This is a genomic window from Anabaena sp. AL93 (assembly GCF_001672085.1).
Classification (GTDB): domain Bacteria; phylum Cyanobacteriota; class Cyanobacteriia; order Cyanobacteriales; family Nostocaceae; genus Dolichospermum; species Dolichospermum heterosporum.
This window is the reverse complement of sequence record NZ_LJOU01000018.1, coordinates 1-13331: the sequence shown is the minus strand read 5'-3', so window position 1 is coordinate 13331 and position 13331 is coordinate 1. Positions and strand designations below refer to the sequence as shown.

The following is a 13331-nucleotide window of genomic DNA, read 5'->3' as shown; positions in this document are numbered from 1 at the left end:
TTTTTTTGGGCTAAACCTGGAAGTCGAATGGGGACAGGTTTTGCTACTGTCGCTTGAGTGTAAACTTTACCTCTAAAATTTGGACTGGCGTTAGACAGTGCAAATTCCTGGCGACGCAACAGTTTTTGTCCCTTTTGCTTTAGTGAATTTGTTTATTTTCACTTACTCAATCACAATAACAGGAATAACTGCCTACTCTATTGAGAAGGGATTACTTCTGGAATTCAATGCGAGGCTTGATGGCTTTGCGCTGTGTGCAGCAATGCTTTCGTCCAAGCAGTTGCTTTGGCACTCTACCGTTGTAGCAGGACTTAAGTGGTTATTGACCCTCAGTATCCTTTTCCTTAGTCTTAACATCATGCCATGAAACCAACATTATTGCTAAGGAACTACTTATTTTCATGCCCTAAACTATTGTCTAAGGTTTTGCCTAATTTTTTTAGGATTTACGGGAGTGATTTGGTGTGGGAGCTTAAATATGACTTTGGCTCTTTATTTGACCTGAAAGCTTTTTTAGTTTAGCAGTCTCTTATGAAGTGAGCCAGTTTTATTCTTTTGGGGAAACTAACTAGAAACTCAGATGCTAGGACTAACTAGGAAGTCTAAATAAGAAAGATGGCTATCTAATTATACTATTCGGTCACAATCTAATAATATAAACTATTCGTTAATTTTTGTCTAGTATTTTTTTGCTTTGTTATGGGATGCTGAGGTGTGGGTAAGGAAAATCACCCATGTTCCGGCTGTGAATTTTCAAAATTGTTGAAAATATGCAGGTTCATTTAACTTAATCTACCACTAGAGAGTGAATAATAGAGATATCTAAGTGGGATAGGAAGAAAATATATGGCACTAATTACCACTGGCAACGGTTTCATCCGCAATTTGGAGAAATTTGGGGCGTTGGGTGTTTATGTTCCTCTGGAGGGGGGCTATGAAGGTCGGTATCTGCGCCGATTACGGGCGGCTGGCTATGTTGGCCTCCATATTACTGCAAGAGGACTGGGTGATGTGGCTGCATATCTGACGCAAGTTCATGGTGTCAGACCACCACATTTAGGCAAAAGAAGCAATAGTAGTGGTGCGGCTGTGGGTGATGTATATTATTTACCACCAATGATCAGTTCCCATTTGGCACAATTACCTCCTAAGTCTAAGGGGTTGGTGTTGTGGATTATTGAGGGATATATTCTTTCTGATCAGGAAGTTGAGTATTTGATGGATTTGCCTAAGTTAGAACCAAGGGTTAAAGTGGTAATTGAGAGAGGTGGCGATCGCACTTTCCGCTGGACTCCTTTGGAAAAGACACTGTTAGCTAGTTAAGCAAATTGTCAGGGTGGGGAAAACCCCGCCCCTACTATGCAATTATTTCTAATTCTGTATTTCCTGTTGTACCCAAGTACGGAAAGATTTACTAGCTTGCACTTCATCTATTTGGCAATCTTGCAAAAATTGATAAAGTTTTTCTTTGGTGATTATAGAAAATGTGGGACTTTTTTCTCCTTCAACATATTGATGATTTTGAAGTTGATAAAATAGCACTATTTCACCGTTATAACGCCAAAATTCTGGTACTCCCATGCTGGCATAAAACTGGAGTTTATTGATGTCAGTATGAGTAATATCTACTTCTACAATCAAGTCTGGTGGTGGATCTTCGTTTAAATCAACTTTTTTTCCAACTACTTGAGGTTGATTTTGAATGTAATAACAGTTGTCAGGTTCAGCACTTCTTTGTAAATCATCACGATTTAAGGTGGTTGAACCCATTGTTTTAATTTTTAATCCACTTTCTTCTACCAAAATGCGGATGAATAGTTCAATTAATCTGGTAGCACTTTCATGTTCTTCTAATGGCATGGTAATTTCTAATGTCCCTTGATCATAGATAAGTCGAGAAGAACGACTTTGCCCTAATGCTGCTAAAATTTGCTGATAATTTTGCCAACTGATATTGTGGAAAACTACTCGCTGTTCTGCGGGGGTAGTTTCTGGGGTAATATTGTTTGGTTTAGTGATTGTACTAACCATAGTTGCCCTTAAATTTAGCTTAATAGTTATTATAATATATTACGTAAAAGCGAGAACTGAGTGAATTTAAATTTGTCTACTCCCTTACAATTAATTGGACGTTCTGTAGAGTTTCAGCGGATTATTGAAATCCTGGCAAAAGATGGTGATTTGTTAATTACTGGAGTTCCTGGTAGTGGGAGACGCACTTTAGTGAGAGGTGCAGCACAGGAGGTGAATACAGTTATCTTGGAAATAGACTGCATTCGCGCTACGGAAGCGGAGAGATTTGTACAACTATTAGCAGAAGCGATTAGTCAAAACTGGGAAGCGGGAAAAATTCAAAATTGGTTGAATGAAAATACATCTGAATTTTTTACTTTTAATTCGGAAACTCAACTAAAACTAATTCGTTCTTTGGAACAAGAACAACTATGGGAAGCATTCGCCAATTTGTTAGACTTATTGGAAATAATGGCGGTTGATTTAAATCAAAGAATATTACTGATTTTACAAAGTTTTCCCCATATTCGTTCTTGGGATCGTCATGGTTTATGGGAAACTACATTTAGGAAAGAAGTTAAGGCTTATCCTCATGTTAGTTATGTATTAATAGCCACGATTGCAGAATCTAGTCAACATCCAGATGATACTAATTATCCGCTAGAAACTATTCAATTAGCACCTTTAGCTAAGGACGTTGTAGCCTTGTGGGCGAGAGAAATATTACATACGCAAGGTTTCACTTTTGATTGTCATAGTCAAGCCTTACAGCTATTTCTAGAGGCGGTACAGGGACATATTGGCGATGGGATGGCGATTATTCGGCGGTTATCTGCGTCCCGTTGTGCAGATGGTTTAATTCGGGAGGAAGATGTTCAAAAGGCTATTGCAGGATTATTGAGAGATTTATCTATGACTTATGAATCTTTGCTGATGTTGTTACCTGCAAATCAGGTACATTTATTGGAATCTTTGGCTATTGATCCTACTGATAAACCTCAGAGTAAGGAGTATATTCAAAAGCATGGACTTTCACGGGGTGGGAGTCTACAAGGGGCGTTAACTGGGTTACAGCATAAGGGTTTGATTTATGATGCTGAACATGGTTATCGTTTAGCTATGCCTTTGTTAGCTTTGTGGTTGCGGGAACGGTTGAGTTAATTTTGTTTCGCGCAAAGACGCTAAGGTGCAAAGGCGCGAAGGAAGAAGGTTATAATTCTGGTAAAAATTCAGGTTCTAATATTTGTGTGATTTCATAATGACAATTTTCTGGAAAGGTTTCATAGGGGAGGTTTGTTTCTTTGACTGCTAAGTTAATTCCGTCTTGATAACTTAATGAAAAGGCTTCTTCTAAATAGGATTTTAAGCCAGGGGAAACGCATCTTATCAATAAGGACTATTTAATCTCAATAATGACCCAAAAATTCGCATTAACGTCTACTTATTGACAATGATTTAAACCATCACGATGACTCTGAAAAAATCAATCAAACGATAAATACCGATTCCTACGTTTATACACAAAAATGGTGTTTTGTCAAGATAATTTAGATGCGTTTCCCCTCGATTTTAAGCTGGGACTATCTGCTAATATTCGGTTGATTTGAGTCCGTTGTTCTCGAATTGTTGCTAACCAACTATTACTACGATTTTCTGGTTGATATTGCCATTTTAGTAAATGTCCTAATAAGAAGGCTAAACGGTTGGTTAATTCTCTTCTTTCTTGTCTTCCCAATGTTTCTATTTCTTCAATTAAGTTGAGTTTATCTAGTGTTTCCCATTTTTCTTCTTTGAGTAGTTGTGCTTGTGTTTTTGTCCAGCTATCAAAATCAGAATTGTACAGTGTATTCATGGTTTTTACCTGTAAATTACTATATATTATTTAATTGTCAGAATCAGGATATCCAGGATGTAAATTTGTCTGAATCAGGATTTCCAGGATTTGAGGATTTTCAGGATGTGAATTTGTCTGAATCAGGATTTCCAGGATTTGAGGATTTTCAGGATGTGAATTTGTCTGAATCAGGATTTCCAGGATTTGAGGATTTTCAGGATGTGAATTTGTCTGAATCAGGATTTCCAGGATTTGAGGATTTTCAGGATAGGAATTTGTCTGAATCAGGATTTCCAGGATTTAAGGATTTTTAGGATCTGAATTTGTCTGAATCAGGATGTTTAGGATTTAAGGATTTTCAGGATGTGAATTTGTCTGAATCAGGATGTTTAGGATTTAAGGATTTTCAGGATGTGAATTTGTCTGAATCAGGATACTCAGGATTTTAGGATTTTTAGGATATTAAGAATATGAATGAGATGAAGATAATGAAATCCTGTTCATCCTTAAATCCTGGATATCCTGATTCATACATTTTCCCTAAAAGTCCTGTTAATCCTTTAATTCGCTAAATCCGTGTTCAGATTTTCAGGATATTAAGAATATGAATGAGATGAAGATAATGAAATCCTGTTCATCCTTAAATCCTGGATATCCTGATTCAGACATTTTCCCTAAAAGTCCTGTTAATCCTTTAATTCGCTAAATCCGTGTTCAGATTTTCAGGATATGAAGAATATGAAGAAGATGAAGATAATGAAATCCTGTTCATCTTTAAATCCTGGATATCCTGATTCAGACATTTTCCCTAAAACCGTCCATTTCCCTGAACAATATGCTTCACTGTTGTTAAAGTTTCTAAACTAATAAACCCCCTGCGATGTCCTTTTTGATTGGACATTCCTAAAAATACAGCCTCTCCCCGTGAGGAGTGACGGGAAAAACGCGGGGAAGCATTAATGTAGGTAGAGGCGCTATTTACTCCTAATGCAAATTGACGACTTTCTTGATAAGATTCGGTGACAATACTATCAGCATGACTGCTACTATATTGATTAATCCAAGCGATCGCACTTTCTAAACTATCTACTAACTTAAAAGCTACTGTTTTGGTTAAATACGGTGTTCCCCATTCTTCATCTTTGGCTAATTGCAATTGGGGAAATGCTGCAACTAGTTCTGCATCTCCTTTAAGTTGAAAACCTTTTTCTTTCAAGCTACTCCACAGCACTGACAAGGAAGATGGTAAGGCTTGACGATGCACTAAAACTTTTTCAATGGCATTGACTTGATCTGGTTCGCTTTCATGGCTATCCATAATCATCCAGCGAATCATTTCTAAGCTACTGTTCACTGACCAATACAGATAACAATTACCCATTGCTGATTTTAACACTGGGCAGGTTGCTTGTCTGACTACCTGTTGAATTAAACTGGAACGTCCGTAGGGAATAACTAAACTTAAATACTGATCTTGGGTAACTAAATCTCGCACTGAAGCACCATGTTCAGCCGTGATTAATTCTACACAACCTGCGGGTAATCCGACTTTAGTAATGGCTGTTTGCAAGGCGTTAGCGATCGCTGTATTGGAGTTACTAGCTTCCGTACTACCTTTAAGAATAATACTATTGCCAGTTTTTATGCAAAAACCAGCAGCGATCGCCCCCAAATCCGGGAAAGCCTCATAAATAAAGGCAATTACCCCCAAAGGCATCAATTGAGTATAACTTTGAGAGTCTTCCTGTTGATAATCAGCAGTTCTCACCCGGCGCAAAGGATCAGATAATTCCCCCAATCGTTGCAGAATCTTAATAGTATTCTCCAACCTAGAGGGGGTTAGCTTCAACCAGTCCAAAATTAATTCGGGAACTGCCATTTCTCGACTTGCTTCTAAATCTAGAGTATTAGCTTCGAGAATTTCATCAAAATCGCTTTCTATCGCTTGTGCCATTGCTAACACAGCGCGACTCCTATCTGTCCCCTTAGTCGTTCCCAATTTTAAGGAAGCCTGAAAAGCGCGGTTAGCACTTGTCATAGGTTCGGGGTAATCATCAATCACTTCACCTGTCATGGAGTTAACGTCTGTAAGTAAGCCAGACCATTAGTGCTGGCAGAATTACCAATAGCAATGCTACAATTGCCCAAGCTATGATGTTGGAACTATTAGCCAATCGTAGAGCTAATGGTAGCCATATAATCACTAACACAAAAATAATGCTGAGTGCTATTGGTAAATAGTTTTGTCCTAATCGGGGTTGAACAATTTGCCAATTATTGCCTTTCCAGCGCCAAGCACGCTTGTAAGGATAAGTAGTAGAAAGTTGCTCTAATACATATCCATTGTCTTCGACAACAAAAATTTGCTGACAGCGATCGCATCCAAACGCTTCTGTGAGTGTAATGGGAATTAACTGTCCATTGCGACGGCAAGGACAAATGTATTCCGTATTTAAGTCAATTTTATCTGGTTTTTGAGGTTGCACAAGCGAGATAAATAACTTGGGCGGTTTCTTACATTATTCCCTAATTTTCCTGAAAATCAGTATGGGAAACCTTGAAATTGCGTCTAATAATGTAGCTGGGAAAGTTTTCTCACAAACTCCGAAAAAATCCATCATTTACAAATTTAGTGGTGATGGAAAATCTTTAGTGTTATTTTAACATATCTACTTTAACTAGAAAGCGGGTGATGGGATTCGAACCCACGACATCAACCTTGGCAAGGTTGCGCTCTACCACTGAGCTACACCCGCGAGACTCACCAATAAACTTATTATTCCAGATATATTCAGCTTTGTCAACCCCTTAGCTAAACTTTTTTTTCAGTTGTCAGTGGCAAGAATTTTTAACCAATTACCCATTACCTATTACCCATTACCCATCACCCAATTAACCTGCTAAATTCGGGCGTAATTGCCGCATGAGACTAGCCATTTCTATAGCATTCATAGCGTACTCCCAACCATGATTACTCTTGATGCCGGCTCGTTCTAGGGCTTGCTGCATGGTATCTGTGGTTAAAATGCCGAAAATTACAGGTACACCTGTTTGGAAACTAGCCGCAGCAACACCTTTAGAAACTTCTGACGATACATAATCAAAATGCGGTGTTTGTCCTTTAATGACTGCGCCGAGGCAAATTATGGCATCATAACGGCCAGACATTGCTAACTGACGGGCTACATTGGCAACTTCAAAACTACCAGGAACCCATACATAATCTACTTGCTGTCCTTCGGGGTCAGGATCTATACCATGACGCTTCAAGCAGTCTTTACATCCTTCTACTAATTTTAAGGTGACAAGATCATTGAAGCGAGCGATGATCAATGCAAAGCGCAAAGACTCGGTGTGCTGAAAATTTCCTTCAAAAACTGCCATAACTGCCCCTAAATAAATTTAGAATAACTGCTTTACCAATATACTTTTCTGCAATGAAAATATAAGAGCAGGAAAGCACAATCAGGAAAAAGTCGTTTAGAAAACAATCAATACCTTCGCAAAATTGAAAAAAGCCTGATTAGTAGTAGGTTGGGTTGACGTAAGGAAACCCGACAAATGCTTTTGGTTGCGCTGTTGCTTAACCCAACCTACAAAAAATGGCGAAGATATTGAAAAAATAAAGTTTTTTCTTTTTGACTCTTTACCTTAGCTTTTCTGCTCCTAAAAGTGTGTATGGTATGCGCTAGTGAATATTTAAAGCATTCAACTAAACCACAAAAAAGTTTAATATACCAACTAACACGACTAAAGCCGCCCAAATTGCTGAACCAACCCAGAGTAGTTTTTTAGATTCTACCCAGTTTTGAGGAGTAGCGTAAACAACAGGTACACCAATCACAAGCACGAAGGAGAACAGGACTAATGATATTAAAGCGATTTGAAATACTATGCTCATTTTGTTTTTCCCAACATAACTAAATCTTAGTTTTTCCGGAACTGCTGCTGTATAAACAGTTTAGGGTTTTCAGTGAACCTTATGAACTCATAGGGCATCGCCTGATCAATTAATATTTTACGTCTGGTTTGTAACAGTTGCTCACTTCTGATCTTCCAATCTGTTTTTTTCTTTCGGGGATTGGGAAAATGATTAAGATAGAAATTATCTTCTCTGTCACCTGTTACCTGTCCCCTGTCACCTTTAATATATGGATTTAATTCTTTGTCACACAACTGCGGATTTTGATGCTTTGGGGGCAGCGGTAGGGTTAACTTGTCTCAAACCAGGCAGTAAAATTGTCTTGACTGGGGGCGCACATCCTCCTGTAAGGGACTTTTTAGCGTTACACCGTGATGAGTATCCGTTGATTGAAAGACGTTCCGTAAATCCTGAAAATATTCGCTCTTTAATGGTTGTGGATACTCAAAAGCGCGATCGCCTTGGTAAAGCCGCTATCTGGTTCGATTTACCCAATGTCCAAGAAATCATCGTTTACGATCATCATTTTGGACAAGATAGAGACATTCCCAGCACCCAATTATATATTGACGAAGTGGGGGCGACAACTACCTTAATGGTAGAAGAATTGCAAAAAAATAATATTTCTTTAAATTCTGCCCAAGCAACTGTAATGGCTTTAGGTATTCATGTTGATACAGGTTCGTTAACTTATCAACAATCTACAGCCAGAGATGCTTCAGCTTTAGCTTGGTTAATGCAGCAAGGGGCAAATTTATCAGTTATTTCTACTTATCGTGATCCTGGTTTATCACCACAATTACAACAATTATTAAGTACAGCTTTAGAGAATTTACAATATCTTTGTTTGCGGGGATATACTATTGCTTGGGTGACACTAAAAACAGATGGTTTTGTCCCCGGTTTATCAGGTTTAGCTTCCGAAATTATTGACTTAACAGAAACCGATGCTGTACTGTTAGCAAATGAATATTCTTTAGATGAAAATGATTTCCGCTTAACAGTAATTGGGAGAACGCAAATTCCCCAAACAAATCTTAATTCCTTATTTCAACCTCATGGTGGTGGTGGACATTCTCAAGCCGCATCTTTTAATCTTCGCACTACAGATTCCCAACCAATTTTACAACAATTATTAGATGGTTTAAAAGCCCAAATTCCCCATCCTCCCACAGCTAGAGATTTGATGTCTTCTCCAGTGCGGACAATTCGCCCTGATACTACTATAGCCGAAGCCCAGCGGATTTTATTACGTTATGGACATTCAGGTTTATCTGTAGTGAATAGCCAAGATTTATTAATTGGAATTATTTCCCGTCGGGATTTAGATATTGCTTTACATCATGGGTTTAGTCATGCACCAGTTAAAGGTTATATGACAAGTAATTTAAAGACAATTACCCCTGATACTTCTTTACCAGAAATTGAGTCTTTAATGGTGACTTATGATATTGGTAGATTACCAGTATTAGATCATGGGCAATTAGTTGGTATTGTCACCCGCACCGATATTTTAAGAGAATTACACCAACTAACGATTCAAAATATAGAATTAACAACTGATAATTATTCTCGAAATTTAGGACTCAATACTGAATTAGAAAAACGTCTCACTCCTCAGCTTTGGCGATTACTCAGTACCGCATCCCAAGAAGCAGAAAAACGCGGTTGGCATCTTTATTTAGTGGGTGGTGCAGTCCGAGATTTACTATTAGCAGAAACAGAAACTCGCAGTTTGACAATTAATGATATTGATTTAGTTGTTGATGGTTTTCATAAAACCGCAGATGTGGGTGCAGGTGTAGAATTAGCTAAAGCCTTACAGCAAATTTATCAAAATGCGAGATTAGAAATTCATGGTGCTTTTCAAACTGCGGCTTTATTATGGCATAAAGATTTAGTATTAGACTCATTATGGGTAGATATTGCCACAGCAAGAACCGAGTTTTATCCTTATCCAGCAGCAAATCCAGAAGTTGAGGCTAGTTCCATTCGGCAAGATTTATATCGGCGAGATTTTACAATTAATGCAATGGCTTTGCGGTTAACTTCTCCCCGCGCTGGTGAATTATTAGATTTCTTTGGTGGTTTTATAGACTTACAAAATCAGCAAGTTCGGATTTTACACCCTAATAGTTTTATTGAAGATCCAACTCGGATTTATCGCGGAGTACGGTTTGCAGTGCGGTTTGGATTTTCCCTAGAACCACAAACAGAAGCCTATATTCGTTATGCTATAAATAGTGGAGTTTATGATCGAACAAGTCAAGAAAATAGTAAAACTCCGGCTTTGCAAACTCGACTAAAAACTGAATTAAAATATATATTAGCAGCACCTTATTGGCAATCAGCTTTAGAATTATTGGATAATTTGGGGGCTTTACAATGTATTCATCCTACTTTAAAATTAGATGTGGAACTTTCTCGACAATTAAATTTATTAAAACACTGTTTAAGAAAATTTGACAAAAAACAAACTTTAATAAATTGGCAAATGCGTCTAGAAGTATTAATTGCCTATTTACAACCGGAATATCGAGGGAAAGTCGCTAAAAATCTGCAATTAACTGATGATAGTATTATTAGATTAGAGAAATTATCTCAAATTCAAGCTGAGGTAATTACGTTATTACCAACTTTTGAAAAACCTAGTCAAACTCTCTATTTACTCAGGAAATATGATTTGCAAACTTTAATCTTAATTGCTTTACAAAGTTCCGGCAAAATCAGAAGACGGATTTGGCAATATTTAACAACCTGGGGAAATATTCAACCGCTATTAAATGGAAATGATTTAAAACAATTGGGTTATAAACCTAGTCCCCAATATAAGCAAATGCTTGATGATTTATTGACTGCAACTGTAGATGGTATAATTAAGGATAAAGCAGAAGCACAAGAATTTTTAGCCAAGCATTATCCTGGGTAATTGATATTAAAAATATGAGGTTGATATGCAAATTCAAACATCCAGCAAATATTACACTCCAGAAGAATATTTAGAACTAGAAGAAAAATCAGAATTTAAAAACGAATATATAGATGGGGAAATTATACCTATGACTGGTGGAACTACAAATCATAATGAAATTTCAGGTAATTTTTATCTACATTTTAAATTAAAAATGCGGAATCAAAATTACAAGATTTATATGGGTGATGTTAAATTATGGCTAGAACGTTATCAAATCTATACTTATCCAGATATTATGGTAATTCAAGGAGAACCAATATATCAAGGAACTGGAACTACTCAAGTAACAAATCCGTTAATGATTGTCGAAGTGTTATCTAAATCAACTATAAATTATGATAAAACCGACAAATTTAGATTTTATCGTTCTCTTCCTGAATTAAAAGAATATATTATGATTAACCAATATGAATATTTTATTGAACAATTTGCTAAAAATGCAGAAGGACAATGGGTATTAACTGAATATGAATCAGTAAATGATATATTGTCTTTAAAATCAATAGATTTTCAAATTACCTTCAGTGATATTTATGAAGGTGTAAATTTCCAGTAGGTTTGGTTGACGTATCTTAGAGGTTGTTTGAAAACTTTTTCGTGTGGGATCTGACACCCGCAGATCCCCCTAAATCCCCCTTTTTAAGGGGGACTTTGAGGAATTTAGCCCCCCTTTGTAAGGGGGGTTGGGGGGATCTCGATTAATTCTGATACTTTTCAAACATCCTCTTACCCAACATCATATTATTGTCTGATAGCGTAGCTATATCAGGATTTACAGAATTTAAAAACAATATTAATTTACTGATAACATCCATGTTAGAAATGCTAAAATTGGCTCAACTGGTGGCAATGGATATTCAGTAATATCAATAGTGACTGAATTACCCTCCAGTTTTAAAAATTTCCAAGTAGTTCCACTGGTGACAGAACCGAAGATTATGGGAATGTTGACATTATTAGCAGCATTAAATTTTTGGGCAGCTACCATTTCTGCAATACACTGACCTAAACCACCATTAAGATTTTCTTTTTTTGCTTCTATAATTATAACTACTGGAGCTTGAATTTCTAATTGGCTTAGTGATTTACTAATCAGAAAGTCACAAATACCATTGAGTCCAATACTAGGATCAACGGTAAAATCTTCTCCAGAAAAGAGGCTAATTTGACGATCTAATAATCGTCGAACTGCTGTTAATACAGGGCTAATAATCCATTCAGAACGAGCTTTTTCACTACCTCGTGCAAGTACCAATGGTAAACCTTCTTCTAGTTCTTGACGTAGCAAATCATCAGGTTTTACAACAGGCACATCTGGAAAAAACCGTCCTCCTTCATGGATGGCGATCGCTAAATCCTGACGGACTTTTTTTAGTGTAAAATCACTGTAGGGCATAGTTATAATTAATTTTTGCTACAAAAACAGAGTTTAGTTCCGTAGGTTGGGTTGTGGAACGTAAACGTATCCCTGCGGGACACTGCGTGAACGCGGAGCAATCGGAACGAAACCCAACATCATATTATTAAAACATATTATTAAAACTTTTGTTGGGTTGCGCGATTCCTGCGGAGCGCTTCGCTATCGCTTAACCCAACCTACATTTGATTTTAGATTAAATTGTATCAGGATCTATATTTAACTCCCGCAATTTTGCTGCTAAACGTTCTGCGGTTTCTTCAGGGGTAAAAACTAGCTTTCCTTCTGGTGTGAAATAGCGCAATAATCCCTCATGAATTCCCAAATATAAATCTAATTGTTCACTCCATAAATGTCCTTTTTCATTTGCTTCTAGAGGTTGATATTTTCCATCTAATAAATGAAATCCTGCAAATTCTAGTGTATAAGGATCAAACCAAAAATAATCCGGTGTGCGGAAAGTATTTTGATAAAGTTCTTTTTTGTATTCTCTATCTGTATTCGCTGTAGTTGGTGAGAGAATTTCTAAAATTACATTGGGATATTTACCGTCTTCATTCCAAACTACCCAACTTTTCCGAGTTTTGCGTTCTGTTCCTAGCACAACAAAGAAATCAGGACCTCGGAAATATTCTGATTTTTTCTGATTAGGACTATAGTAAATGGTGAGATTTCCCGCAGCATAGAAATCAGTTTTATCTTTCCACAACCATTCTAGACATTTGAAAAGGAGAATTATTTGTCTTAAATGTAGTTCTGTTTCCACGGGAGGTTCATCACTATATAAATCACTGGGGGGAAAAATCACATCTTGAGAGATGTTTTCTTTAAGTTCTAATTCTTGAGTAATCATCATAATATGACACCAAGTCGTTATTTATTGATTATAACATTAATTGTCTGAATCAGGATTTACAGGATTAAAAGATTAACAGGATGTGATATTCATTAATCCTGAAAATCCTTAAATCCTGGATATCCTGATTCTGACATGATTATATTCATTAATCCTGAAAATCCTTAAATCCTGGATATCCTGATTCTGACATGATTATATTCATTAATCCTGAAAATCCTTAAATCCTGGATATCCTGATTCTGACATGATTATATTCATTAATCCTGAAAATCCTTAAATCCTGGATATCCTGATTCTGACATGATTATATTC

At 37.0% G+C, this 13331-nt stretch carries 13 protein-coding genes, 1 tRNA gene and 1 pseudogene; 5 read left to right on the top strand and 10 right to left on the bottom strand.

Features of this window, described 5'->3' with window-relative positions:
• Positions 1-846 precede the first annotated feature (846 nt).
• Entirely contained in the window at positions 847-1323 is a 477-nt protein-coding gene (locus tag AN486_RS06640; protein WP_039204347.1) for an NAD(P)H-quinone oxidoreductase subunit N, read from the top strand.
• A 48-nt stretch (positions 1324-1371) separates the two neighbouring features.
• On the opposite strand, the gene AN486_RS06635 is transcribed toward AN486_RS06640, so the two are convergent.
• Positions 1372-2031 carry a Uma2 family endonuclease gene (locus AN486_RS06635; RefSeq protein WP_053538450.1) on the bottom strand — a complete coding sequence of 220 codons (660 nt, stop codon included), beginning with the start codon at positions 2029-2031 and terminating at the stop codon, positions 1372-1374.
• A 60-nt stretch (positions 2032-2091) separates the two neighbouring features.
• Between AN486_RS06635 and AN486_RS06630 the strand changes: the two genes are divergently transcribed.
• Complete coding sequence (locus tag AN486_RS06630; RefSeq protein WP_290599738.1) at positions 2092-3174, top strand: ATP-binding protein; 1083 nt, start codon at positions 2092-2094, stop codon at positions 3172-3174.
• Positions 3175-3223: 49 nt separating this feature from the next.
• Here the strand turns inward: AN486_RS06630 and AN486_RS06625 are convergent, their stop codons facing one another.
• Both AN486_RS06625 and AN486_RS06620 read right to left on the bottom strand, forming a co-directional pair.
• Complete coding sequence (locus AN486_RS06625) at positions 3224-3403, bottom strand: DUF29 family protein (protein WP_290599736.1); 180 nt, start codon at positions 3401-3403, stop codon at positions 3224-3226.
• Between the two features lie 177 nt (positions 3404-3580).
• Positions 3581-3865: pseudogene (locus AN486_RS06620) on the bottom strand (DUF29 domain-containing protein); the annotation flags it as partial.
• Positions 3866-3930: 65 nt separating this feature from the next.
• Between AN486_RS06620 and AN486_RS06615 the strand changes: the two are divergent.
• Positions 3931-4161 (top strand): hypothetical protein, encoded by a 231-nt coding sequence (locus AN486_RS06615; protein WP_290599735.1) that lies wholly within the window; start codon positions 3931-3933, stop codon positions 4159-4161.
• Positions 4162-4655: 494 nt separating this feature from the next.
• On the opposite strand, the gene AN486_RS06610 is transcribed toward AN486_RS06615, so the two are convergent.
• From AN486_RS06610 to psbZ, 5 genes are all read right to left on the bottom strand, one after another.
• On the bottom strand, positions 4656-5921 hold the full coding sequence (locus AN486_RS06610; RefSeq protein ID WP_168465882.1) for a glutamate-5-semialdehyde dehydrogenase: 1266 nt from the start codon (positions 5919-5921) through the stop codon (positions 4656-4658).
• Between the two features lie 4 nt (positions 5922-5925).
• Positions 5926-6333 carry a hypothetical protein gene (locus AN486_RS06605; RefSeq protein WP_053538457.1) on the bottom strand — a complete coding sequence of 136 codons (408 nt, stop codon included), beginning with the start codon at positions 6331-6333 and terminating at the stop codon, positions 5926-5928.
• A gap of 198 nt (positions 6334-6531) precedes the next feature.
• Positions 6532-6603, bottom strand: a tRNA-Gly gene (locus AN486_RS06600).
• A gap of 136 nt (positions 6604-6739) precedes the next feature.
• A complete protein-coding gene (gene ribH / locus AN486_RS06595) occupies positions 6740-7231 on the bottom strand; it encodes a 6,7-dimethyl-8-ribityllumazine synthase (protein ID WP_096669318.1) in 492 nt (163 codons plus the stop codon).
• A gap of 328 nt (positions 7232-7559) precedes the next feature.
• Entirely contained in the window at positions 7560-7748 is a 189-nt protein-coding gene (psbZ, locus tag AN486_RS06590) for a photosystem II reaction center protein PsbZ (protein ID WP_168465880.1), read from the bottom strand.
• Between the two features lie 250 nt (positions 7749-7998).
• Here psbZ and AN486_RS06585 point away from each other — a divergent pair, with 250 nt between their 5' ends.
• Both AN486_RS06585 and AN486_RS06580 read left to right on the top strand, forming a co-directional pair.
• Positions 7999-10698, top strand: a complete 2700-nt coding sequence (locus AN486_RS06585) for a CBS domain-containing protein (protein ID WP_290599729.1) — start codon at positions 7999-8001, stop codon at positions 10696-10698.
• 25 nt (positions 10699-10723) lie between these two features.
• Positions 10724-11299, top strand: a complete 576-nt coding sequence (locus AN486_RS06580) for a Uma2 family endonuclease (protein ID WP_290599727.1) — start codon at positions 10724-10726, stop codon at positions 11297-11299.
• A gap of 237 nt (positions 11300-11536) precedes the next feature.
• Here AN486_RS06580 and AN486_RS06575 read toward each other — a convergent pair whose 3' ends face one another.
• Both AN486_RS06575 and AN486_RS06570 read right to left on the bottom strand, forming a co-directional pair.
• Positions 11537-12139: a hypothetical protein gene (locus AN486_RS06575; RefSeq protein ID WP_290599725.1), complete on the bottom strand. Its 603-nt coding sequence runs from the start codon at positions 12137-12139 to the stop codon at positions 11537-11539.
• 217 nt (positions 12140-12356) lie between these two features.
• Positions 12357-13016: a Uma2 family endonuclease gene (locus AN486_RS06570; protein ID WP_290599723.1), complete on the bottom strand. Its 660-nt coding sequence runs from the start codon at positions 13014-13016 to the stop codon at positions 12357-12359.
• Positions 13017-13331: the final 315 nt, after the last annotated feature.

Excerpts from the sequence above, each read along its gene's own strand:
- AN486_RS06575 (WP_290599725.1), bottom strand. The coding sequence starts at position 12,139 with ATGCCCTACAGTGATTTTACACTAAAAAAAGTCCGTCAGGATTTAGCG.
- AN486_RS06635 (WP_053538450.1), bottom strand. The coding sequence starts at position 2,031 with ATGGTTAGTACAATCACTAAACCAAACAATATTACCCCAGAAACTACC.
- psbZ (WP_168465880.1), bottom strand. The coding sequence starts at position 7,748 with ATGAGCATAGTATTTCAAATCGCTTTAATATCATTAGTCCTGTTCTCC.
- AN486_RS06640 (WP_039204347.1), top strand. The coding sequence starts at position 847 with ATGGCACTAATTACCACTGGCAACGGTTTCATCCGCAATTTGGAGAAA.
- AN486_RS06580 (WP_290599727.1), top strand. The coding sequence starts at position 10,724 with ATGCAAATTCAAACATCCAGCAAATATTACACTCCAGAAGAATATTTA.
- AN486_RS06585 (WP_290599729.1), top strand. The coding sequence starts at position 7,999 with ATGGATTTAATTCTTTGTCACACAACTGCGGATTTTGATGCTTTGGGG.
- ribH (WP_096669318.1), bottom strand. The coding sequence starts at position 7,231 with ATGGCAGTTTTTGAAGGAAATTTTCAGCACACCGAGTCTTTGCGCTTT.
- AN486_RS06610 (WP_168465882.1), bottom strand. The coding sequence starts at position 5,921 with ATGACAGGTGAAGTGATTGATGATTACCCCGAACCTATGACAAGTGCT.
- AN486_RS06570 (WP_290599723.1), bottom strand. The coding sequence starts at position 13,016 with ATGATGATTACTCAAGAATTAGAACTTAAAGAAAACATCTCTCAAGAT.